21 protein-coding genes are annotated in these 22341 nt (G+C 67.4%); 7 read left to right on the top strand and 14 right to left on the bottom strand.

All coding sequences use genetic code 11. The annotated features are described in order from the left end of the window. The 7 genes from B5X90_RS05765 to B5X90_RS05795 all read right to left on the bottom strand — a co-directional run bounded on the left by B5X90_RS05765 (position 1) and on the right by B5X90_RS05795 (position 7586). The gene (locus B5X90_RS05765; RefSeq protein ID WP_079550832.1) at positions 1-180 is read right to left on the bottom strand and encodes a hypothetical protein; all 180 of its coding nucleotides are present in this window, start codon (positions 178-180) and stop codon (positions 1-3) included. Next, a complete protein-coding gene (locus B5X90_RS05770; RefSeq protein ID WP_079550834.1) occupies positions 177-554 on the bottom strand; it encodes a hypothetical protein in 378 nt (125 codons plus the stop codon). The genes B5X90_RS05765 and B5X90_RS05770 overlap by 4 nt, the downstream gene beginning before the upstream one ends. Next, positions 544-2427: a hypothetical protein gene (locus B5X90_RS05775; RefSeq protein ID WP_079550836.1), complete on the bottom strand. Its 1884-nt coding sequence runs from the start codon at positions 2425-2427 to the stop codon at positions 544-546. Before B5X90_RS05775 ends, B5X90_RS05770 begins: the two co-directional genes overlap by 11 nt. An 8-nt stretch (positions 2428-2435) precedes the next feature. Next, on the bottom strand, positions 2436-4529 hold the full coding sequence (locus B5X90_RS05780; RefSeq protein WP_079550838.1) for a glycosyltransferase: 2094 nt from the start codon (positions 4527-4529) through the stop codon (positions 2436-2438). An 11-nt stretch (positions 4530-4540) separates the two neighbouring features. Continuing rightward, on the bottom strand, positions 4541-5641 hold the full coding sequence (locus B5X90_RS05785; protein WP_079550840.1) for a hypothetical protein: 1101 nt from the start codon (positions 5639-5641) through the stop codon (positions 4541-4543). 93 nt (positions 5642-5734) lie between these two features. After that, positions 5735-6733, bottom strand: coding sequence for a glycosyltransferase family 2 protein (locus tag B5X90_RS05790; RefSeq protein ID WP_179129065.1), 999 nt, complete (start codon positions 6731-6733; stop codon positions 5735-5737). A gap of 1 nt (position 6734) precedes the next feature. Then, positions 6735-7586, bottom strand: a complete 852-nt coding sequence (locus tag B5X90_RS05795) for a glycosyltransferase family 2 protein (RefSeq protein WP_256860072.1) — start codon at positions 7584-7586, stop codon at positions 6735-6737. Between the two features lie 631 nt (positions 7587-8217). Here B5X90_RS05795 and B5X90_RS05800 point away from each other — a divergent pair. Further along, positions 8218-8910: a glycoside hydrolase family 16 protein gene (locus B5X90_RS05800; protein ID WP_256860073.1), complete on the top strand. Its 693-nt coding sequence runs from the start codon at positions 8218-8220 to the stop codon at positions 8908-8910. Between the two features lie 75 nt (positions 8911-8985). Here the strand turns inward: B5X90_RS05800 and B5X90_RS05805 are convergent, their stop codons facing one another. Further along, positions 8986-10101, bottom strand: a complete 1116-nt coding sequence (locus tag B5X90_RS05805; RefSeq protein WP_256860074.1) for a metallophosphoesterase — start codon at positions 10099-10101, stop codon at positions 8986-8988. Positions 10102-10431: 330 nt separating this feature from the next. On the opposite strand from B5X90_RS05805, the gene B5X90_RS05810 reads away from it, so the two are divergent. The 3 genes from B5X90_RS05810 to B5X90_RS05820 all read left to right on the top strand — a co-directional run bounded on the left by B5X90_RS05810 (position 10432) and on the right by B5X90_RS05820 (position 12082). Continuing rightward, positions 10432-10983 (top strand): YceI family protein, encoded by a 552-nt coding sequence (locus B5X90_RS05810; RefSeq protein WP_079550845.1) that lies wholly within the window; start codon positions 10432-10434, stop codon positions 10981-10983. Between the two features lie 142 nt (positions 10984-11125). After that, positions 11126-11539, top strand: coding sequence for a YccF domain-containing protein (locus B5X90_RS05815; RefSeq protein ID WP_079550848.1), 414 nt, complete (start codon positions 11126-11128; stop codon positions 11537-11539). A gap of 69 nt (positions 11540-11608) precedes the next feature. After that, positions 11609-12082, top strand: a complete 474-nt coding sequence (locus B5X90_RS05820; RefSeq protein WP_079550851.1) for an SRPBCC family protein — start codon at positions 11609-11611, stop codon at positions 12080-12082. A gap of 48 nt (positions 12083-12130) precedes the next feature. Here B5X90_RS05820 and B5X90_RS05825 read toward each other — a convergent pair whose 3' ends face one another. From B5X90_RS05825 to B5X90_RS05835, 3 genes are all read right to left on the bottom strand, one after another. Continuing rightward, positions 12131-13000 (bottom strand): DUF4031 domain-containing protein, encoded by an 870-nt coding sequence (locus tag B5X90_RS05825; protein WP_079550853.1) that lies wholly within the window; start codon positions 12998-13000, stop codon positions 12131-12133. A 74-nt stretch (positions 13001-13074) separates the two neighbouring features. Then, entirely contained in the window at positions 13075-13155 is an 81-nt protein-coding gene (locus B5X90_RS21570) for a BBE domain-containing protein (protein WP_256860093.1), read from the bottom strand. Further along, on the bottom strand, positions 13143-13670 hold the full coding sequence (locus B5X90_RS05835; protein WP_079550855.1) for a carboxymuconolactone decarboxylase family protein: 528 nt from the start codon (positions 13668-13670) through the stop codon (positions 13143-13145). Before B5X90_RS05835 ends, B5X90_RS21570 begins: the two co-directional genes overlap by 13 nt. A 588-nt stretch (positions 13671-14258) precedes the next feature. Between B5X90_RS05835 and clpB the strand changes: the two genes are divergently transcribed. Beyond that, positions 14259-16910 carry an ATP-dependent chaperone ClpB gene (gene clpB, locus B5X90_RS05840; RefSeq protein ID WP_079550857.1) on the top strand — a complete coding sequence of 884 codons (2652 nt, stop codon included), beginning with the start codon at positions 14259-14261 and terminating at the stop codon, positions 16908-16910. Between the two features lie 16 nt (positions 16911-16926). On the opposite strand, the gene B5X90_RS05845 is transcribed toward clpB, so the two are convergent. After that, positions 16927-17697 (bottom strand): septum formation family protein, encoded by a 771-nt coding sequence (locus B5X90_RS05845; protein ID WP_143264662.1) that lies wholly within the window; start codon positions 17695-17697, stop codon positions 16927-16929. A gap of 293 nt (positions 17698-17990) precedes the next feature. On the opposite strand from B5X90_RS05845, the gene B5X90_RS05850 reads away from it, so the two are divergent. Both B5X90_RS05850 and B5X90_RS05855 read left to right on the top strand, forming a co-directional pair. Further along, positions 17991-18224, top strand: a complete 234-nt coding sequence (locus B5X90_RS05850) for a DUF3073 domain-containing protein (protein WP_018774150.1) — start codon at positions 17991-17993, stop codon at positions 18222-18224. Positions 18225-18487: 263 nt separating this feature from the next. After that, on the top strand, positions 18488-19270 hold the full coding sequence (locus tag B5X90_RS05855; RefSeq protein WP_079550861.1) for a VOC family protein: 783 nt from the start codon (positions 18488-18490) through the stop codon (positions 19268-19270). A gap of 148 nt (positions 19271-19418) precedes the next feature. Here the strand turns inward: B5X90_RS05855 and purM are convergent, their stop codons facing one another. After that, complete coding sequence (purM, locus tag B5X90_RS05860; RefSeq protein WP_018774152.1) at positions 19419-20588, bottom strand: phosphoribosylformylglycinamidine cyclo-ligase; 1170 nt, start codon at positions 20586-20588, stop codon at positions 19419-19421. Beyond that, a complete protein-coding gene (purF, locus tag B5X90_RS05865; RefSeq protein ID WP_079550863.1) occupies positions 20585-22300 on the bottom strand; it encodes an amidophosphoribosyltransferase in 1716 nt (571 codons plus the stop codon). Before purF ends, purM begins: the two co-directional genes overlap by 4 nt. Between the last annotated feature and the right edge of the window lie 41 nt (positions 22301-22341).

The following is a 22341-nucleotide window of genomic DNA, read 5'->3' on the forward strand; positions in this document are numbered from 1 at the left end:
TCATACCAGCTGTGCCAGATGCACCAATTGCATGACCACCGCGACGCCGACTATGGCCAGCAGGGCTGCCGTGGTGATCACCACGGCGCGCGGAAGTGCCTTGTCCGGCTGCAACACGCGAATCACATCGCAGCTCACGAGGGCCGTCATGGTGGCCAGTCCCGTCAGGAGGATGATCATTTCGCACGCACCAGGGCACGCTTTGGCCGCTTGAGCTCAAGGCCCAGGAATACTAGGGTCAGGGCCGACAGGAGGCATACCGCCGCCGGCGGTGACCAGAGACGTGCGTAAATCATCGCCGTCGCCACGAGGGTGGACATCGCGAGGCTGAAGGCGATTGCGATGGCGATGCTGAGGGGAAGCGCACCAGTGGCCTGGGCTGAGCGCGGGGGGTCGAAGCGGAGGAACAGCACCAGCGCCGTTCCAGGCCCGGCCAGCATCAGCAGGCCTATCACCGCCAGGCGCAGGCCCTCGGGGCCGACAAACGAGAGCGGTATGGCTGCTACGGCGACAGCTGCCGTCGCATAGCTCACGTAGCTGCGTTCAGTTGCCATTGCTAACTCCTTCGATGTGAAAAATCACGCCGCCTGCGTTTTCAAAGACCTTTGTCCAGCCCGGACTCGTGGCGCATGTGGCGGTAAAACGTTGAAGGTCGCCGGTGGGAGTCGAACCGCGAAGTTCGGCTGCCTCCTGCTGGCTTTCGGTAACGATGAGGTACGCGCCCGCTTTGTGGGCGATCTGGTTGGCCGCGTCACAGCTGAGCGGCGCGGCGTTGGGAATGGGCTCGGCAGCAACGAGCGCCCGGTAGTCGTAATCCGCGTAGTGCTGGTATCTCCACGGGGTGTTGCGAACAGCCTCAATGAGGACGGAACCGGTGGGCGCAGTCGCATAGAGGTGGTTCACTAAGGCGATTTCGTCGTCGTTGAAGCTTTCCATGCCGTCATTTCCGTAACGGGAGACGACAGTGGCTGTAGCCAGTACCGCGCCCATCAGCAGCAGCGCAAGGGCCCGGCGCAGGCTCAGCCCGGCGGCACTGTCTGACATCAGTGGCAGCACCGCCAGGCAGACGGCGAACGGAAGGCTGAAGAGATACAGGCGCAGAAGCAGTTCACCGCCATATGGCTGGAGGGGAATCAGGACCAGCGGCGCCAGCGCCGCGGCCGCGGCCGCCAGCCACGGTGCCTTCCGCCGGTAGCCCGCTATGGCGCCGGCAACGGCGAGCACCCAGACCAGGGCAACCTCGGCCATACGCGTATAAACCACGAACATGTGGGCGTCGCTGCCTGAGACCCTGCTGCTCAGCGCGCCGAGGCTGTTCGCACCGATGTCACCGAGCGAGCCGAGTAGCTGGCCGAAATGCCCCTCCACGAATGTGGAGGCCGCAAAGAGCAGCCAGCCGACGGGCAGGACCACGGCCAGGACCGGCAGGAAGCGCAGCCGGAGCCGTCCGGTCAGCAGGAGCGCGGCCAGGATGGGGATCGCGGCGAAGGGGCTGAGCTGATGTGAGGCCGTCATGGCAAGCAGGATCAGCGCGCAGACCACCACGAGAATCGCCGTGTCCGCCCGGTGCGGTTCTGCGGCGCCATACCGCGGGACCGAGCTGTCCAGTTTGCTGACACTTCGGGCAAGCCACCGGGAGAACCGGGTGCGCTCCGTGGGCCAGGCCCAACCCCCGAAGACGCTGAGCAGGCAGGCAACCAGGGTGAGCAGGAGGAGGAACGAATAGGCCTGCGGTGACAGGTAGTCCTGGCCAATCCAGCTGGCCACGTAGAAGATCCAGACAGCCGCCCACGCCTGGCGCGGATTTGCCGTCAACCGCCGGGCCAGGGCCAGCAGTGGTGCGAGCAGGAGGATGTTGATGCCCACCGGCGCCCACGTTGCGATCCCGAAAAGATCCTTGGCGCCCGTCGCCCCGGAGAGCATTCCCAGCACGTTGAAGAATCCTGGCCAGTTGAAGTAGGCGTCCAGGGTCGGATCCAGCTGGCCCGATTGGCTAATGGTGTCCGCGATGCCCAGATGCCGGTAGCTGGCCTCGAGCCGGGGCAGGCCATGAATGATGGGGTCGGCACCGTCGAGGAGAACCACTGTGACCAGGAGTTGCCAGGTCAGAAGCGCCGGAACCAGGCGGCGGAGGCTCAGCGAGGCGACAAATCCGGCGAGGCTGAGCGCGAGCGCAACGAAATAGGCCGGCGGGAGGGCATCAATCAGCCCGGCCCCGCCGATCTGAAAGGGATTGACCTGGTTCATGCTCCACACGCCGAGGGCGAGCGCGGCCGCGGCGGCCGCGGCCAGGGCACCGACATGCCACGACGGCGTGAGTCCGAGGTTGCGGTGGGTGGGCGGCTTAGCACCGCCGACGTGCGCGTGCGCCTCGTGCCGGTGGGCGGTGCGCACCGGGAGGCTTGTTGCCGTTTCGTGTGTCATCATTTCTCGATTCAGGTCGGCTGGTGGCGCGCCGCTGAAGGAATCTCGCCTGCGGTGGAGGCGGGCTTCATCCGGGTCAGGGTGATCAGGCGCCAAGTGGCCATCAGGCAAGCAGCCGCTTGGGCAACGGCCCAAAGGACTGAGACCCCGGTGAGGCCATATTGCTGCGCCACGGCCGCGGCGGGTGCCACGACCAGGATGGCGGCCAGAGTGGCGACTATCGTGGATTCGAAAAGCCGCCCTTGGGCCCGGCACAGCCCGTAGTAGACCTGGGTCACGCAACTCAGGAGGAGTGCCGGGACGAGTACAGGAATGAGGACCCACGCGGACGCGTAATCCGGCCCGAGGAAGCCCAGAAGCAGGGGGCCCGCCAGCAGCAGTATCAGCCCGGCCACGAGAGTCAGCATAAAGCTGGCCCGTAACGCGGAGGCGAGGAGGCCCGGCCGCGCCCGTGAACCCGCGAGGGCCGTTTGCAGGGTAAATCCGGCGGACTGCGGCACGAAGAACACTGCCGAGGCCATCATCCAGACCACATACCAAGCGGCAGTCGACGTCGGGCCCAGGGTAGCTGCAACGATGAGCGGGAGCAGGTAGCCGGGCGCGCGGTCGGCGAGCGTGAGGGCGTGGTTGGGAAGCCCAGGCTTCAGCAGATTGAGGGCCGGCCGAGGCCGGAAGCCGTGCTTCCAGTCGGGGGACACGTGGGCCCGGGCCAGCTGGCGCAGCCCTACGAGGACGCTGGCGAGGGCGCCGGCGGCGACGGCGGCCACAATCACCGCCAGGTCACGGAGCCCGACGGCCAACGCGGCGGCCAGGAAGAGGAGCTGGACAAGGGACTGTGCGAGGCTTCTGACCAGCGTGCGGTCGGCCCGTTCCTGGGCTACGCCCACGTGGTCAAGCTGGTATGCGGTGGCGGCGAGCAGTGCCGTGGCCAGGAAAAGAACCGTGACCAGGGGGTCCGCCCAGGCCTCGCCCACGCCTGTGCCGAGCCAGGAGGTGACGGCAACCAGCAGGCCCGCGCCCAGCAGGGAGCACGTTGCCACGGTCAGCAGGCCGGTGGCGATGAGGCGCCGGCCGCCGTCAGTTTCCGCGGGCAGCAGCGTCAGCGTGGCAGGCCCGACGCCGAGCATCCCCAGTTGCACGGTCAGGAGCGCGGCTGCGACCACCGCGGACCCAAGACCTATTTGCTCCGGCGGGAGCACGAGGGCCGCGAGTGCCCAGAACAGGAAGCCCGTCACCATGGGGGCAATCCTCGCGGCGGCCAGCCAGGCCGCGTTCCCGCCGACCGAGATCGGTTTGTGGGACGGCCGCAGGAGCTCGCCAGCCATGGCGCGGTAGTTGTAGAGCAGGAAGCCCATCCAGTACGGCAGGAAGCGGGGTGCCCGGACCAGGGACATGCCGACCCCCCGCACGGTGGCCAGCAGTGGCAGCATCACGAGCCAGCCGGCGCGGCCCGTGTGCTTGCGGACGGTCCGGGCCATGCCTGCCCCGTCCTGGAGCCATTGGTCACGGGCGTAGTCGAACGTGTCATCGAACCGGTGCCTGACCACCACGGAGTCGGAAACGCCGAGCCGGTGCCCGGCTTGCTCCAGCCGGATCCTCAGTTCCACATCTTCCCCGGAGCGGAAGTCGTCGTCGAACCCGACGTCGAGCAGCACGTCGCGGCGCATCAGCGTGGCGCTGACCCCAAACCACTTGCGCACCCGGCTGTGGTTGTGGTGCCAGGCCAGCGCAGCCCCCCAGTAGCCGGGGCCGTCGGCTTCGCTGGCCAGCCCGAACTGCAGGCCGTCGTAGCCGCCGGCCTCGAATTCGGTCAGCAGCCGGGACAGGCTCTTCGGCGGAAGGACGACGTCGGCGTCGATCAGGGCGACAACGTCGCCGGTGGCGCTCCGGGCGCCGAGCATCCGTGCGGCAGGCAGGCCGCGTCCTTCATCGGAGATGACAGTCGCCCCGCAGTCGCGGGCGATTTCGACAGTGTCATCCGTCGAGCAGCCATCGACCACGATCAGTTCGTACGGGTGTTGGCTGCGGATTGACTCCAGGCACTCGCCCAGCCAGGCTGCGGCATTGCGCGCCGGAACAACAACCGACACCTTCAGATCGCTCACGTGGCCTCGCCTCACTCATCCAGTTTTGAACGAACCAGATTCGCGATGAAGTCAGAGGCTTGGTCTGCTGACCAAGCGGCGGGCAGCCGGAGCAGCCAGCAGGGAACGTCCTCCAGGGCGCGGCGCACCACGGCCGCCTTCTGGCCAAAATGCTCCTCCAGGGGGACGAGGCTGGTGGCGCCGAGGGCCTCGACGAGGCGCCGCGAGACCATGGGCAGTTCCGAATGGAAGTTGCCGACGATCCGGGACGTCATCCACTCGGCGCTGCGTGCTTCCAGCCGCGCGTCCGCGCCGTCGAAGCGCTCGAGGAACATGGCCAGCTGTGCCGGCGCCGCGGACGAGATCCGCTGCGCCCCAAAAACATGCTCCGGCTGCACCATGCGGTGTTCGGGGGACCAGCGCCGGGTGAAGGCGGCTGTTTTCGGATAGCGGACAATGACCGGATGGACCGTCGTGGCCAGATGGGCGACAGGCGTCGTCAGCCATCCGGGGGCCAGGGGCTTGCGGGTTCCCCGGAACATGTCCGGGTAGATGGCGCGGTGGTGGGGTTTGATGAACATCGGTTTGGCATAGCCCATGAGCATTCCGCCGGCGCCCATGAAGGCCCAGTCGTCGGCCATGAACCGCACATCGGGCATGGCCACCAGCTTCGCCACCGTACTGGTCTTTCCAACCCCTCCCCAGGCCGGCAGCAGAACCCCGGAGCCGCGGAAGTCCACCACGGCGGCATGGATCATGGCCGTCTCCTCCTGGACACACAGCCGGTCCAGCAGCGGAATCACGGAGGTCAGGAGCTCGCCGGCGCCTTCGATCCGGTACCCGTCCTTTGTTTCGATGATCTGGACGCGGTCCGCCGGAATGTAGAGTGACTCGCCGGTGAACCGGTAGGCGTCCTCCGCGTGCGACTGGCTGGAAACCGGCGATATCTTGGCGCCGATGGTGATCCGCCGCGGCGCGGTGGAGTTCCCCAGGAACGGGGCGAGCATGTCCCGCAGTTGCGGTTCCCCAGGCGTGCCCGCCTCCACGTCGATGCCCACGATCCCGTGGACATCGAAGGAGGCTCCGGCAGAGGCGCCAATGGGCTGTTTCACGTCGCGCTCAGGTTGGCTCATGATCCAAGCTTTCTGGGGTCGGGTTCCTGCGGTCAGGTGGTTCCGGGTGCAGGGCCTGCACCGGGCGGTCTACGGGGAAGTGCGCAGCGCGGTTCATTTGACTTCCCGCCACGGCTCTTCCGGAGTCACAACCGCCGCTTTGGCCGGCGATGGCGCCGCAGGCAGGCGGCGGCCGCGCACATAGCCGGTCGCGGTGGCCGCGAGCACGGCGATGATGGCCGCTGCCCGGCCGAGCCCGGCGCGGTCCCCGCCGCCGAGCCAGCCGCGGACTCCGGCGAACACTGCACGAGGCAGGACCTGCCGGACATAGCGCCGTTCGGGACCAAGTGCCCGTTTGTGGCCGACCACCCTGCTGACCTGCGCCTTGGAAATCCCTTCGCCCCAGGAACGGGCCAGCATGTAGCGCAGGGTGCCGCGCTCGGCCGGAACGTGGTGGTGCACCAGGGCAGCGGGCTCATAGACCACCCGGGATCCGGGAGCTCCGATCACCGCGCGGATGCACAGTTCGGTCTCTTCGCAGCCCAGCGGGACGGTGTCCTGGCGGCCCAAAGCTGTGTTGAAACCGCCGACCCGTTCCAGGACGCTGGCGCGGAAGGACATGTTCGCGCCAATGACGTTGCGGACCTCGGCTGCGACCTTCGGCATTCCCCGGTACGTGCAGCCGACAATCCAGTCGAGCTCGTTGGCGAAGTAGCCCGGCCGTCCGGCTTCCCAGAGCGGTTCCACCCGGCCGCCGACCGCCAGGACGTCGGGATCGTCGTACATCGCCGCGAGCCGTTCGAGCCAGTCCGGCTCGGCTTCGGCATCGTCATCGAGGAAGGCCACGATCTCGGCCTTGGCGATGCCTGCTCCGGTGTTGCGGGCGCCGGAGAGACCCTTGGGCCCGGCGTTCTCGACAATGACGGCATCCGGGACGGTAAAGATCAGGCGCTTGTACAAGTCCACGTTGTAGTCCACGACGACGATCGTCTGTTTGGGTGGGAAGGTCTGGGTGCGCACCGAGTCCAGGGCGCCGATCAGCCGGTCCCACCGGTCCTCCGAGTAGGAGCAAATGACCACGGACACTGCCGGAAGGCTGGAGTTCTCGGACATCCTACTCGCCTGCCCGTACGCCCAGGACGCTGCTGGGATCGGTGGGAACGTGTGGGAAGAGCTCGTTGGGGTACTTGTACTTGACCCGGCGCAGGGCTTCGGGACGGGCCCCGGCGGTCGGGGCCTCCCAGCTCACGCGCTCGCGGGCCAGGGTGCGGAGGACCCGCCAGCCATCCCGGAAGGTGTGCAGGTTTGACTGCCCGGAGATGCGGGACAGTTCGTGGCTGGGCACCTCGGCAATGCGCAGGCCCGCCCTTGAGGCCCGCACAATCAGTTCAGTTTCGATCTCGAACCCGTCCGACTCCAGCTCCAGAATGTCCACGCATTCGCGGCGCAGGGCGATGTAGCCGTAGCAAAGGTCCGAGTAGTCGCTGTGGAGGACGGCGTTGGCGAGCCGGGTGAGCATCTTGTTTCCGCCGCTGCGCAGCCATGTGAGATCATCTGAGCCGCCGCCCGTCACATAGCGGGAGCCTTTGACGAAGTCGTATTCGTGCTGGAGCGGAGTCACCAGCCAGCCGATCTCCTGGGGGTCCATACTGCCGTCGCCGTCGAGCATGACGATGATGTCGCCGGAGGCTGCGGCGAATCCGGCCCGCACGGCGTTTCCTTTGCCAGGGCGGGGCTCTGCCACCACCACGACGTCCAGGCGCAAGGCCCGGGCCACCTCCACTGTGCCGTCCAGGGAACGGCCGTCAACAATTACCACCTCATCCACATAGGAGGGCATACGCCGCAGCACCCACGGCAGGTTCATTGCCTCGTTCAAAGTGGGGATCACCACGCTGACCGAGGGATTTGCCGGCGGGGGCGTCGTTTGGGGGCGCACGTTCGGCTTGAGATTCGGGATGGACACTGGCCTCACCACTCAATGACGTATTCTGCTCGTCGCAACTACAGCGCTTTCCGACTCCTCCGACCGGAAAATAGACCCAATGCTGACGCTGTTCGGTCGTCGACAACTTAGTGATATACCCCAGGGTTAAAGTCTGGTTTCGCCACCTTGCATTAACCTTGGATTAACTGGAACTTTCAACCAAATTTGGGGCAAAACTGTTGATGGACGGTTGCCTGCATGCGACACTGGCCGGATGCGGACACCCGTTGAATGGGGGCGCGTGCCGGCAGGACGCCGGCGGCTCCTGACCTTCAGGTTCATGGCGTTTCCCGCCCTGGTCCTGGTCCCGGTCCTGGCCTTGGCGGCGTGCGGCACGGATGCCGCTCCACGGGGCGACCGGCCGCTGTTCACGTCCATTTCGGCGTCGCCGGCGGCTCCGCCGACCGACGCCGGAACAGGGGTCCAGCCCGGGCTCCAGTCGGTGGCGCCGACTGGGCCGCCGGCAGGCGGCACCGCCCCTGCCGCCCCTGGCTCCCCTGCGACTGAGAGCGCGCCGGCGACCCGGCCTGCCCGGACATCCGCACCGCCTCCGGACCGCACCACTGACACTGCCATGTCGGGGGATCTGCCCGGATGGAGGAACGTCTTTGTGGAGGACTTCTCCAGCGGCGACGTCCCCTTGGGCTCCTTTCCCGGGCCGCTTTACCAGGGCCGGTGGAGTGCCGGATACAAAGACGGAACACCGGATACGGACGGACAGGTCAGCGGCGGAAAATCGGGCTACTATCCCTCGAAAGTCCTCAGCGTCAAAAACGGCGTTCTGGACTGGTTCATGCATTCGGAAAACGGTGTCTTCATGGGTGCCGCGCCCACCCCCAAATTTCCAAATGCCAGCAAGAATCCCCCGAGGGCCAACAGCATGCTGTACGGCCGCTACTCAGTCCGGTACAGGGGGGATGCGATGCCTGGCTTCAAGACGGCGTGGCTCCTGTGGCCGGACAGTGGCATCTGGCCGCGGGACGGGGAGATAGATTTCCCAGAGGGCGATCTCGGAGCAATCCTGACCGCAGCTGCCCATTTCATGTCCTTGGATCCAAAGCGTTTTGAACAGTTCTTTTCCAATAAAGTTTCCACAGACTGGCACGTGGCCACGACGGAGTGGACCCCCGGACGGGTTGAGTTCTTCATTGACGGCCGATCTATCGGCGCGAGCACGACGGACGTGCCCTCGACGCCCATGCATTTCATCCTGCAGACCGAATCCTGCCTGCCGCTTTGTCCGGCTCCGGAAACCCAGGGCCATGTCTACCTGGACTGGGTCAGCATCTGGGTGCCGGCCTGAGCCCTTTGTGCGCGTTCTTCGGCCCACCTGCGGTCTACTCGCGGCCGCACACCTGCCGCCGAATGCCGCAACAGACTACCGGCGGAGGGTGAAGGAATCCGAGAAGCTGTAGCCGTCGGCGGGAACGAACCGGGCGGCAAGTTCATCCGCCGTCGCCATGACATCCAGGGTGCCAAAGGCCGGGCCCTGGTTCTTCCCGGATGTGCTGGCGAAGTAGCGCATCTCCGGGTCCTCGGATCGGACGTTGTAGAGTCCGACGCCGCCGACGCCGACGGTGGCGAACACGGTCCCCGAGCCCTGGGCCATGGCGTCATCGGTATCGGCCAGGCATGCGGAGGCGAAGGTCGCGGGAACGAGTTCCGCGCAGCCTCCGCCCGTGGCCAGTTGATGCGTCCGCTGATAGACGTGGTCGTGGCCGGACAGGACCAGGTCCACCTGCTTCTCGATCAGCATGTTCGTGAAGTCCTGCCCCGCCTGGCAGTCGTAGTTGCCGACGCTCAGGCACGGGGTATGCATGCCCACCACCGTCCAGGGGATGTTCTGCGATTTGGCCTCGTCGATGGCGTCCGCGGTCCAGCGCCAGCGTTCGCTGTCCCTTGAGTAGTCCAGCGGCTCCCCACCCCGGAAATCGATGCCGGGGGAAACCATGATGAAGCGGACAACGGGATTCTGCTCGGGGACATCGAGGCGCCATTGGACGCCGTATTCGCCCTGGAGGCCGGGCATCCTGTTGGGCAGGCACTGGACATACTTCTCGATGTCGCCGTCCCGGCCGTCACTCTCGTGGTTTCCGGTCACCAACTGGTAGGGGAAGTTCCCGCCGAGACGGGCGGTGACCATGTCGCAGAACTCCTGTTCGAGCCCGGCCTTGTATGCGAAGTCGCCCAGGGCGAGGTTCAGGTGGGGCTTGAGGCCGGCAACGGCGTCGAGCACTTTTTTGGCGCCCGAACCGACGCCGATGTCACCCTGGGCGGTGAAGTGCACGGGCTCGCCGGCGGACGGCGCGGCAGACGACGACGGCGGTGCGGTGGACGGCGGTAGGGGCGGCGGCGCGGGGGACGACGGCGTGCCGGGGCTCGGACGCGGTGTGGGTTCCGGCGGCCCGGGCTGGCAGGCGGAAAGGAACAGACCCAGGCTCAGCAAGCAAGCGCCGATAACTGGCTTGCCACGCTTCCCCAGGGACTTGGCCACGATTCCTCACATCAATTGGTTGATCAGGACTGTGTGAATAGTTCCGCGTGAATAGTTCTGCGAAATTCGGTGATTGCCCGGCATTTATAGGCCAGAGTAACCCGGCCGTGGAGCGAAGGCCAGAGAACGCGTCGGCCCCGGATCGCTGGATCCGCCCTCGGAAATCCGGCGCCGCGGCCCGGCGTGGCCGCTGGCGTGTCGCGTGCCCCGTGTCCGGCGTCGGAGCCGGTGGGACCTAGCCCGCGACGGGCTTCCTCGTTAGCATGCAGAGTGGGGAATACCCCGACCGCCCCGGCGGGACAGGCCCGCCACCGCTCGAAGGAGACCGTTGTGACTCTGCCCGAAGGTTTGACCCCCGGAGTGTGGACATTGGACATGTCCCACAGTGAAATCGGTTTCAGCGTCCGCCACGCGGGCATCAGCAAGGTCCGCGGCCGGTTCAACGAGGCCTCCGCCGAGGCAAGGGTGCGCGAGTCGCTGGCGGACGCAAGCCTGCACGCCACGGTCAAGACCGCCAGCTTCGATTCGGGCGACGCCAACCGCGACGGCCACGTCCGCGGCCCGGACTTCTTCGACGTCGAGCAATTCCCCGACATGACTTTTCGGGCCACCGGGATCCGGGGTGAGGGGGAAGACTATGTGCTGACCGGCGAGCTCACAATCCGTGGCGTCACCAAGCCGGTGGACCTCGAAGTCGAGTACACCGGCGTGGCAGTGGACCCCTTCGGAGCCACCCGGGCCGGATTCAGTGCCGAGGCGGACATCAGCCGGAAGGAATTCGGCCTGACGTGGAACGCCGCCCTTGAAGCGGGCGCCCTGCTGGTCAGCGACAAGGTCAAGATCAACGTTGAGGCCGCCATGGTCAAGCAGGCCGATACCTAAGCACCGACGAGGCGGGCCCGGCCCGGCCGGGCACGCCTGGGCCGGGCCCGTGGAAACCTGTCCGGGGCAGGGCACGAAATTCAGGGATGTTTCCGGATAAACCACTGATCCGAATGTCACTCCTACGGGCGAGAATGAATGCATGAAGACACTCCTGAACATCATCTGGCTGCTCTTCGGCGGCCTGTGGCTGGCCCTGGGATATTTCCTTGCCGGCGTCGTCTGCTGCCTGCTGGTCGTCACCATTCCGTGGGGCCTGGCCTCGTTCCGCATCGCCTCCTATGCCTTGTGGCCGTTCGGCCGCATGGTGGTGGACAAGCCCGGCGGCAACGGCATATTCACCCTGATGGGAAATGTCATCTGGCTGCTTGTGGCCGGCATCTGGATCGCGATCGCACACGTCGTTACGGCCTTCGCCATGGCCATCACGATTATCGGCATTCCGCTGGCGATCGCCAATCTCAAGCTCATACCCATCTCGCTGATGCCGCTCGGCAAACAAATCATCCCGAGCAACACCCCGTATGTGACCGCCTACAGCCCCGGCCGGCGCTAGGCGGCCGCAGCGCAACCCGCGGGCCGGGGCACTTCAGCTGTCAGTTCAAGCAATCCGAGGGAGAGGACCATGAGCCAACCGTCATCCGGCGACACGGACCTCATGCTGGTCATTGTCCGCGAGTTCAGGGCGCCGATCCAGGGCGTGTGGTCGGCTTTGACGGACCCGGACCAGGCTCCGCAGTGGTGGGGTCCGCGCGGCTTCCATGTCCCGCGTGAGAGCGTCGACGCGGACCTCGAAGTCGGCGGCCTGTACCGCGCCTGCATGATCCAGGACAGTACCGGGCAGCAATTCTGGTGGAGCGGGGTGCATACCGATGTCGAGCCGCCGCACTTGTTCGTGTTCACCCATGCCTGGGACAGGCCGGACGGCACCCGCGGCTTCGAGACCGAGGTGACGATCCGGTTGGAGGAGATCGACGGCGGCACGCAGATGACCTTCACCCAGGGCCCGTTCGACTCCGCGGAAAGCCGCGACCGCCATGGCGAAGGGTGGCGTGAGTCCTTCGACCGGCTGGCCAATCACCTCAGCGTGGCTGCCTGAGCCGCCGCCCGCCGGTGGGAGGGCGCCGGTAGGAGGCCGGGACACGGCTCACGCGAGTTCGCCCCGCAGGTTCCTGCGGGCCACGTCCAGCCACAGTGTCCGGCCACGGTCGGTGTGGAAGAGCGGGTCGAGCTGCAGCAGCTGGCGCACGACGGCGGCGCGGCCGGCGGCGAAGTCGGCGTCGCCGATGTGGGCGAAATCTTCCCTGACGGCGGCGAGGTAGCGGGCGTAGGCCTCCGGTTCCCCGCCGAGGACGGAGAGGTCGGCGTCGCTGAGCAGGGCGCCGTCGTCGTCTCCGGGCTCCGGACAGTGGTCGGCCGTCAGCAGCACCAGGCGCACCACTTCGTCCACCTCGGCCGCCGGGAGACAGGCATCCCGGAGCCGGTCGTCGGCCAGCCGCGCCGATTCTTCCTCGTCCTGGCCTGCCACGCCGCGGTAGACGGCGTCGTGGAACCAGGCGGCCAGCAGCACGGTGCGGGGCGGATCGGCCGGATCGCACAGCAGGTCCAGGGCCTCCAGCACCGCCAGCAGATGGGTGCGGCCGTGGTACTTCCGGTGTTCCTCGCCCCAGCGGTCCAGCAGGTCCAGGAAGAGGGCGTCGTGGCCCGGCAACGCCTCGTTCCAGCGGTTCAAGAGCGGGACCCGGAGGGCCTTGCCACGCCGGCGGGCCGGGATCCGCAGGCCGCTGCCGATCAGTTTACGGACCAGGACCCGTCCCTCCACAGGGACGGCGCCGGCCGCCACCAGGGCCGCGTACCGGTCTTCGGCGACGTCGTAGTGGTCGCCGTCGAACGCGCGCCCGGGGATGCCGGCGGCCGCGGCGAAGGCGTGCAGTTCCTCAAGAGAGGTGTCCGAGACCAGGTGGGAAAAATGGGTTCCGTGGGCAGGCCAGAGCGGCGGATCGACGTAGACGGCCATGGTGGCAGTCTAGTCCCGACCGCGGACACGCGCGGCCCGGACTTCGGGCACCGGTGCGGGCGCCGCCGTCGGGGTCATACCGCGACGGCCGGGCGGATGTTCTGGTTGCCGCGGAACACGTTCCCGGGATCAAACTCGCGCTTCACTTCTGCCAGCCGGCTGTAGTTTTCGTCGCTGTAGGCAGCGCGGGGTCGCGGACCGGGTGCTGGCTGACGATGGAAACCCGGTTGAACGCGTTCATCGTAATCGCCAGCCAGCTGACGGCGGAAAATTCTTCGGCCGTCAGGTGCCGCCTGGCCTGCGCGCCTTCGTGGTCGCGGGTGTGGGCGTCCGAGATGGTGGTGATGGCCTCGGCCAGAGTCAGGGCCGCGCGTTCCTTTTCGGAGAACAGAGTGGTGTCGCGCCATGCGGGGAGGACGGCCAGACGCTGGGCCGACTCGCCGTTCTTGACGGCATCGCCTACGTGCATGTCCAGGCAAAAGGCACAGCCGTTGATCTGCGAAATGCGGACATTGAGCAACTCGATCAGTGTGTCGTCCAGCCCGGCGTCGGCGGCGGCTTCCTTGGCTTTCAGGCCCAGCCCGTTGAGTGCTCGCCAGGCAGCGGGGTGCGCTTTGTCAAGGAATATGCTCCGGTGCCCGGGATCCTGCGGTGCCGTCGTGTCATTCATGGATTCCACAATACCGACGGGCCTCGGCACGGTCCGGAGCGGCGTGTGACAATTTTGTCAAACCTGTGACAAGCTTTGGGGGTGGGAGTGTTTGGTTTGGCGGCCGGCTCCTTGGGGGACCCGGCCGCTGGACCGCTTCTTCCGAGCCCGGACTCTGAGCCCGGGCCTTCGGGCAGCTACTTTCGAGCGGGCCTCACGAGCGGGGCTACATTCACCGGGCCTCATTAGCCCGGCCACTCCTTCTGAGCCGGGGCAGGCCACCCGTTCCCATCCGTACCTGCCGAGCCGGTCCGGGCTTCGCGCCGCCGGGCTCCGTCACGTCCGGCACCGGGAGACATGTCCACTCTTCAGGTCGGGGGATGGGCACAAGGGGAGTATGTCCACTGGCACGGGTCAAGGGAGGTCATGTCCCGCGGCGAGGGGCGGGGTGCGCGGCGAGGGGGCGGGGTGCGCACCCGAGGAGCCGCGGGCGGTCGGCCCTAGACAGGCGTTTCGCTGTCGGCAAACATGGAGCCAGCCTCCCTCTTATCAAAGTTGAGCGATGTAGACTCAACTTTAATATCAGGACCATTCCGGAAGGAGCCCTCGTTGGACGCCAAATTCACCACCAAGAGCCAGGAGGCCCTCGCTGCGGCCGCCATGAACGCCTCGACCGCGGGCAACCCGCAGCTCGAGCCCGCTCACTTGCTCAAGGCCCTCATGGACCAGCGGGAGGGCGTCGCCGTCGCGCTGCTTCGTGCCACCGGCGCCGACCCGGACGCCGTCAGTGTCCAGGCGAGCACCGCCATCAAGGCCCTTCCGTCGACCTCCGGGAGCAGCGTGCAGCAGGCGCAGTTGTCCCGGGCAGGGCTGCAGGTGATCAAGAATGCCCAGAACGAGGCCGAGCGGCTCGGCGACGCCTTTGTTTCCACCGAACACCTGCTGCTGGGCCTTGCCGCCGGAAGCGACGGCGTCGGGAAGCTCCTGCGCGAGGCCGGCGCCTCCCACGAGGCACTGCTGGCCGCCCTCCCGGGCGTCCGCGGCGACCGCAAAGTGGACAACGCGGACCCGGAAAACTCGTTCCAGGCGCTGGAGAAATACGGTACGGACCTCACAGCGGTCGCCCGCTCGGGCAAGCTGGACCCTGTGATTGGCCGCGATGCCGAGATCCGGCGCATCATCCAGGTCCTTAGCCGCCGCACCAAAAACAACCCCGTCATCATCGGCGAGCCCGGCGTCGGCAAGACCGCCGTCGTCGAGGGTCTCGCCCAACGGATCGTGGAAGGCGACGTGCCCGAAAGCCTGCGCGGCAAGACGCTGATCGCCCTGGACCTCGCCTCGATGGTGGCCGGAGCGAAGTACCGCGGCGAATTCGAGGAGCGGCTCAAGGCTGTCCTGGAGGAAATCAAGAACTCCGAGGGGCAGATCGTCACGTTCATCGACGAGCTCCACACGGTGGTGGGTGCCGGGGCCACGGGGGACAGTTCCATGGACGCCGGCAACATGCTCAAGCCCATGCTGGCCCGCGGCGAGTTGCGCCTCATCGGTGCGACCACGCTGGACGAGTACCGCGAGAACATCGAAAAGGACCCCGCCCTGGAGCGCCGGTTCCAGCAGGTCTACGTGGGCGAGCCCAGCGTGGAGGACACCATCGGCATTCTGCGCGGCCTCAAGGAACGCTACGAGGCCCACCACAAGGTCTCCATCGCCGACTCCGCCCTCGTGGCAGCCGCGACGCTCTCCAACCGGTACATCTCCGGCCGGCAGTTGCCGGACAAAGCGATCGACCTCGTGGACGAGGCCGCGTCCCGGCTGCGCATGGAAATCGATTCCGCCCCGGAGGAGATCGACCAGCTGCGCCGCCAGGTGGACCGCCTGACCATGGAGGAACTGGCGCTGGCCGGCGAGACCGATCCCGCCTCGGTGGAACGGCTCGCGGCCCTGCGCGCGGACATGGCGGACAAGAAGGAAGAGCTCGCGGGCCTAAACGCCCGGTGGGAGGCAGAGAAGGCGGGCCTGAACCGGGTGGGCGATCTGCGGGCCAAGCTTGACGAGCTCCGCTCCGCCGCGGACAAGGCCCAGCGCGAGGGGGACCTGGAGACCGCATCCAGGATCCTCTACGGCGAGATCCCCGCCCTGGAACGGGAACTGAACGCCGCCGCCGAGGCCGAGGCTGCCGTGCCGGACAAGTCCGGGCAGATGGTGGCCGACGAGGTCACGGCCGACGACATCGCCGAGGTGATTTCGGCCTGGACCGGCATCCCCGCGGGGCGCATGCTCCAGGGCGAGAGCCAGAAGCTGCTGAACATGGAGCACGTGCTGGGCGAGCGGCTGATCGGCCAGAAGAAAGCCGTCGCCGCGGTCTCCGACGCCGTGCGCCGCGCCCGCGCCGGGATCAGCGACCCCAACCGGCCCACCGGCTCGTTCCTGTTCCTCGGCCCCACCGGCGTCGGCAAGACCGAACTCGCCAAGTCCCTCGCGGACTTCCTCTTCGACGACGAGCGCGCGATGGTGCGGATCGACATGTCCGAGTATTCGGAGAAGCACTCCGTGGCCCGGCTCGTCGGGGCGCCTCCCGGGTATGTCGGCTACGAGGAGGGCGGCCAGCTTACCGAGGCCGTGCGACGGCGCCCGTACTCCGTGCTGTTGCTCGACGAAGTGGAAAAGGCCCACCCTGAGGTCTTCGACATCCTCCTGCAGGTGCTCGACGACGGCCGGCTCACCGACGGGCAGGGCCGTACCGTTGACTTCCGCAACGTGATCCTGGTGCTCACCTCGAACTTGGGCAGCCAGTTCCTCGTGGACCCCAACCTCGACGCCGCGGCCAAGAAGAACGCGGTCATGGCCACGGTGAACGCCTCCTTCAAGCCGGAGTTCCTTAACCGGCTCGATGAAGTGGTGCTGTTCGATCCGCTGAGCGTGGAGGAGCTCTCCCGGATCGTGGAACTGCAGGTCAAGGAGCTGGGCGAGCGGCTCAAGGGCCGCCGGCTGAACCTGGAAGTTACCGAGGGTGCCCGCGCCTGGCTGGCCGTATCCGGCTTCGATCCCGCGTACGGCGCGCGGCCGCTGCGCCGCCTGGTGCAGCGCGAGATCGGCGACCGGCTGGCAAAGGCCATCCTGGCCGGCGACATCGCCGACGGCGACACCGTCCTGGTGGACACCGCGCCGGACCTGATGGAACTCACAATGGGCGGGCTGGGGGACAGGGAGCTGACCAGCGGCGGCGCGGGCACCGGGCTCTCGGTCCGGCGCAAGGAGTAGGCGCCGGCGGCCAAGCCTAGGGCAGCAGGGAGTCCTTGATGACGTTTCCGCCGTTTGTCGCGGCGTAGCAGTCGACCCGCCGGTCGCCCATCTCCCAGCTGCGCGGGCTCGGGTAGGCCAGCTTGTAGCTCAGGTCGTAGTCGCCGGCCTTTGCCGTGAGCGGTGCCGCCTTGCAGGCATCGCGTGCCTTCTGCTTGAGCTGGTCCCGGCCGGGGTACGAGTCATCTGGCCCGTATTTTTCCACGGCGACCAGCTGCGCCGAGTGGCCGGTGGCGCAATCCACGACGGTGGACTGTTGCGCATCCGGGTCGAAGTCCTTGAAGCAGTCCCGCAGCTGGAAGTCCAGGGGGCTGACGCCTTCCAGCGGCAACGCCCCGCGGCTTGCGGGGGCGGACGCCGACGAAGCGGCGGGGGCCGGGCTGTCGTTTCCTGCGGAGGCCTGGCCGCTGCCGGCAATTGCGGCCACAGCCCACCAGACCAGGAGCGCAAGCACCACGAGGACGGCCGCGGCCACGCCGAGCCGCTTTGGCCCCTGCCGGCGGATCCGGCGGACCAGGGGTCGTGCCCGCCGTGAGAGAGCCTTCTTGGTGCGTGAGAGCGTTTTCCTGGTGCCGGCGAACGCGGTGCCGGTAAGGGCCGGGCGCGTGGGTTTCGCCGCTGCGGGTGCCGCCGCAGGATTCGTGGGCCGCGCGCGGTCGGCTGTAATGACGGGCAGGGCGGACGTCGGCGGCCTCGAGGGCGGCGGCGGGATGGTCCCGGCGTCGTTCCTTGGATTCTCTTCGGTCACTGAGAAATTCACCACTTCCGTGCGTCTTTGCCGGGGCTGGAGGCCCGGCGTAGCGGCCCTTTTCTGGGCGCACATCACGAAACTCTATCGAAGATGCGCGGCACCGCGCATGCGCCAGTGGCTGCGGCCACCGTTGCGGGAGGCGCCACACTGTCCACAGGGGGCGGGCCGGCGAGCAGTTGGCGCCGAAAGCATGTAATCTAGGTGTACGACAAATTGACCAAACATTCCGGGGCCTCACCGATCGCCAAAAGGTGACCACCTCCGGTCCAAGTACAAAAGGGGGTCACGCCATGGGGCGCGGCCGTCAAAAGGCAAAAGCTACCAAGCAGGCTCGGGACATCAAGTACTACTCCCCGAACACTGACTATTCGGCCCTACAGCGCGAGCTCACGGGCCCGGGAAGTCGTGCCACGAGCCACTTCGCGGATGACCCGGTGGAACCGGATTATTCGGCGTATGTGGATAAGTACGCGGACGATGTGGAAGACGACGACGACGAGGTTGATTCCCGTCGCATAGGTTAGTCGACGCTTCCTTCCGGCAGTTTTCTCCGGGGGATCCATCCGGCACCGCGGTGCCAGCCAAAGATTTTCGGGCCGCCGCCCACACCTGTAACAGGCGTGGGCGGCGGCCTTTCTTGTGCCCGCAGCTTTCCGTTTCCGCGGCCGGCCGCCGTGCCCGCGCTTCGCCGTGATGAGCCGGCGCAGTTGTCACCGGCGGGGCGCCGGGCTAGGTTGTTCGTGCCGGATTTTCCCGGCCGCCACACCGATGCCCCGGAAGGACTGCCATGACCATGCGCAAAGGATTCGCCGAGGGCGAGCTCTGCTGGACGGACCTCCAGACCCCCAACGTGGAGACGGCGAAGGCCTTTTACGCGGAGGTCTTCGGCTGGCGGTATGAGGACCTGCCCACCCCGGACGGTCGCAGCTACGCGAAAGCCTTCCTGGACGACGACCTGGTTACCGTGATCGCGCCGCAGAACCCGCGGCAGGAAGCCGCGGCCGAACCGGGCCGGTGGAACGTGTACTTCGCTGTCGACGACGCCCGGGACCTGGCCGCCGAACTGGCCCATTCCCCCGGGCGCCTTGAATTTGGCCCCGAGGAGATCGGTGACACCGGCGTCATGGTCTTCTTCGCCCCACCCGGCGGCGGAACCACCGGGGCCTGGCAGGCCGGCAGCCACATCGGAGCCGGCCGGAGCCAGGAGGCGGGCAGCCTGGCCTGGGCTGAGCTGCTCACGCCGGAACCGCAGGCCGCCGTCGGCTTCTTCCAGCAGCTCTTCGGGCACGAGGTCACCGAATACCCCCAGGACGACGGCGGCACCTACACCACGCTCATGGTGGGCGGCGCCGAGGTGGCCGGCATCGCCCGGGTTCCCGGCGACGCCCAGGACACCCTCGAGCCGGGGTGGCAGGTCTACTTCGGCGTCTCCGACGTCGCGGCGGCGGTGCAGGCTGCGGTGGCCGCGGGCGGCGTCGTGCTGATCGAACCGGACGAGATCGAGGAAGCCGGCACCATCGCCACCCTCAAGGATCCGCAGGGCAGCGTCTTCAGCCTGCTGGAGGTTTAGGACCGCGGCTTAAACCCATCGAGTGCTCCATAACTGCCGTATTGAGACCTCAAAACGGCAGTTGTGGAGCACTCGACGGCGGGGTTCCCCGGCCGAGCCCGCGAGGCGCGCGGGGGCCGGGGGAGCACTCGACGCAGGTTGGGCCCGTTTAGGCGTAGGCGTTGACCAGCCGGACGGCGCCGCCGTCGACGCCCTTGGCGCCCTGGACGTAATCCGGGCCGGTCTTGAGGACCGCATCCGAGTTCTGCTCGACGGTGCCCATGATCCAGGACGGCAGGCCGCGGTCGTTGAGCCGGTTCACGGCGGCGTCGGCTGCTTCCGGCGAAACAATGGCGACCATGCCCACTCCCAGGTTCAGGGTGCGCTCGAGGTCGGCCAGCGGGACGTTGCCGAGTTCGGAAACCAGCTTGAAGATGGCCGGGAGCTCCCAGGTGGAGCGGTCGACGGTGGCCAGCAGGCCCTGCGGGAGGACGCGGGCGAGGTTGGCGGCGAGGCCGCCGCCGGTCACGTGGCTGAAGCCGTGGACGGCCTTGCCGCCCGCGGAGCCGTTCACCGGGAAGGTGCGGGCAAGGTCCAGGCAGTCGGCGGCGTAGACGCGGGTGGGCTCGAGGAGCTCCTCGCCCAGGGTGCGGCCGAGTTCGGAGACCTGGCGGTCCAGGGCCCAGCCGGCGTGGTTGATGACGCGGCGGACCAGGGAGTAGCCGTTGGAGTGCAGGCCGGAGGAGGCCATGCCGATCACCACGTCGCCGGCGCGGACGCGGTCCGGGCCGAGCAGCTGGTCGGCCTCGACAACGCCGGTGGCGGCACCGGCGACGTCGTACTCGTGTTCCCCGAGCAGGCCGGGGTGTTCGGCGGTTTCGCCGCCCACCAGGGCGGTGCCGGCGACCGAGCAGGCGGCCGCGATGCCGCGGACGATGTCGGCGATGCGCTCCGGGACCACCTTGCCGCAGGCGATGTAGTCGGTCATGTATAGCGGCTCGGCACCCACGACGACGATGTCGTCCACGACCATGCCGACGAGGTCGTAGCCGATGGTGTCGTGGATGTCCATGGCCTGGGCGATTGCCACCTTGGTTCCGACGCCGTCGGTGGAGGTGGCCAGCAGCGGGCGCTTGTAGGTCAGCAGCCGGGAGACGTCGTAGAGGCCCGCGAACCCGCCGACGCCGCCGATCACCGAGGCGTTGTGGGTGGCCTTGACGGCGTCCTTCATGAGTTCGACGGCGCGGTCTCCCGCTTCAACGTCGACGCCGGCGGAGGCGTAGGTGATGCCGGCGTTCTGGGCGGCGTTCATGTCAGCGGCCGGGGAGGCGGAAGTCATACTGGCTCTTTCTTGTCGGCTGTGGTGACGCGGTCGGCATCGGTGAGCAGTTCTTCGAATTCGGAGTCCGGCCCCGGATCGCAGCCGGTGGCGCCGGCCTTCTCGGCCGGATCGTCGGCGATGGAGGTGCCGGGTTCGGCGTCGGACGCCGCACCGGAGGGGGCCGCACCGGAATCAGACGCGCCGGACGGGGCCGCGGGCGCCGCGGCGGAAGCAGCCGCGCCGGCGGCGGGCGGGAGGCCGCCGAGGTCGGTGCGCTCAAGCAGGTTCTTGCCGAGCTTGTCCGCGCCGGGCAGCTCGATCGGGTACTTGCCGGTGAAGCAGGCGGTGCAGAGACGCTCGCGCGGCTGCCGGGTGGCGTCGATCATGCCGTCTTCGGAAATGTAGGCGAGCGAGTCGGCACCGATGGCCTGGGTGATCTCGTCGATGGTGGCGCCGTTGGCGATCAGTTCCGCCCGGGAGGCGAAATCGATGCCGTAGAAGCAGGGCCACTTGACCGGCGGCGAGGAAATCTTGATGTGGACGCTTGCGGCGCCCGCCTCCCGGAGCATCCGCACGATCGCACGCTGGGTGTTGCCGCGGACGATCGAGTCGTCCACCACCACAACACGCTTGCCGCGGATCACGGATTCGAGGGCGTTGAGCTTGAGCCGGATGCCGAGCTGGCGCAGCGTCTGCGAGGGCTGGATGAACGTCCGGCCCACGTAGGAGTTCTTGACGAAGCCGTGCGCGAAGGGGATGCCGGATTCCTCGGCGTAGCCCACCGCCGCGGGGGTGCCTGATTCGGGCACCGGGATGACGATGTCCGCTTCCTGGGTGTTTTCGCGGGCCAGCTGGCGGCCCATCTCGACGCGGGATTCGTACACCGAACGGCCCGCAATGGAGGCGTCGGGGCGGGCGAGGTAAACGTATTCGAAAACGCAGCCGGCCGGCGTCGCCTCGGCGAAGCGCTGCGAGCGTACGCCGTCCTCGTCGATCGCGATGAACTCGCCGGGTTCGATTTCGCGGATAAAGCTGGCGCCGACGGTGGCGAGGGCGGACTGCTCCGAGGCAACCACCCAGCCGCGTTCGAGCCGGCCCAGGCACAGCGGGCGGATCCCGTAGGTGTCGCGGGCCGCGTAGAGGGTGCCCTCATCCATGAAGACGAAGCAGAAGCCGCCCTTGATCTTGGGCAGCAGCTCCATGGCCGTCTGCTCCAGCGACTTGCCCTCTTCGCCCTCCAGGAGCGCGGTCACCAGGGCGGTGTCCGAGGTGTTGCCCTGCTTCATCTCGCCGCTGAGGTTTCCGCCGTTGCGGTCCTCGATCATTGCCTTGAGCTCGGCCGTGTTGGTCAGGTTGCCGTTATGGGCCAGGGCCACGGTGCCCGTGGACGTCGCGCCCAGGGTGGGCTGGGCGTTGGCCCAGTGGCTCGCACCGGTAGTGGAATAGCGGCAGTGGCCGACGGCCAGGTGCCCGGTCAGGGTGTTCAGCGTGGTCTCGTCGAAGACCTGGGAAACGAGGCCCATGTCCTTGTAGACGTTGATCCGCTTGCCGTCGCTGGTTGCTATGCCAGCCGACTCCTGACCGCGGTGCTGCAGTGCATACAGCCCGTAGTAGGTGAGTTTTGCTACTTCTTCACCGGGTGCCCAGACCCCAAAGACGCCGCATGCGTCCTGAGGGCCTTTTTCGCCTGGGAGAAGATCATGAGAAAGTTTTCCATCGCCGCGTGCCACTGGTCGATTATCTCACGATGTGCGCTAAGACTTTTCCGGCG

Origin of the sequence: Arthrobacter sp. 49Tsu3.1M3, assembly GCF_900168135.1 — a bacterium.
Taxonomy (GTDB): domain Bacteria; phylum Actinomycetota; class Actinomycetes; order Actinomycetales; family Micrococcaceae; genus Arthrobacter.

Bases quoted from the DNA above. Each gene is read 5' to 3' on its own strand.
- B5X90_RS05790 (WP_179129065.1), bottom strand. From the start codon at position 6,733: ATGTCCGAGAACTCCAGCCTTCCGGCAGTGTCCGTGGTCATTTGCTCC.
- B5X90_RS05850 (WP_018774150.1), top strand. From the start codon at position 17,991: ATGGGGCGCGGCCGTCAAAAGGCAAAAGCTACCAAGCAGGCTCGGGAC.
- B5X90_RS05825 (WP_079550853.1), bottom strand. From the start codon at position 13,000: ATGGCCGTCTACGTCGATCCGCCGCTCTGGCCTGCCCACGGAACCCAT.
- B5X90_RS05820 (WP_079550851.1), top strand. From the start codon at position 11,609: ATGAGCCAACCGTCATCCGGCGACACGGACCTCATGCTGGTCATTGTC.
- B5X90_RS05770 (WP_079550834.1), bottom strand. From the start codon at position 554: ATGGCAACTGAACGCAGCTACGTGAGCTATGCGACGGCAGCTGTCGCC.
- B5X90_RS05855 (WP_079550861.1), top strand. From the start codon at position 18,488: ATGACCATGCGCAAAGGATTCGCCGAGGGCGAGCTCTGCTGGACGGAC.
- B5X90_RS05775 (WP_079550836.1), bottom strand. From the start codon at position 2,427: ATGATGACACACGAAACGGCAACAAGCCTCCCGGTGCGCACCGCCCAC.
- B5X90_RS05785 (WP_079550840.1), bottom strand. From the start codon at position 5,641: ATGAGCCAACCTGAGCGCGACGTGAAACAGCCCATTGGCGCCTCTGCC.
- purM (WP_018774152.1), bottom strand. From the start codon at position 20,588: ATGACTTCCGCCTCCCCGGCCGCTGACATGAACGCCGCCCAGAACGCC.
- B5X90_RS05815 (WP_079550848.1), top strand. From the start codon at position 11,126: ATGAAGACACTCCTGAACATCATCTGGCTGCTCTTCGGCGGCCTGTGG.
- B5X90_RS05765 (WP_079550832.1), bottom strand. From the start codon at position 180: ATGATCATCCTCCTGACGGGACTGGCCACCATGACGGCCCTCGTGAGC.
- B5X90_RS05835 (WP_079550855.1), bottom strand. From the start codon at position 13,670: ATGAATGACACGACGGCACCGCAGGATCCCGGGCACCGGAGCATATTC.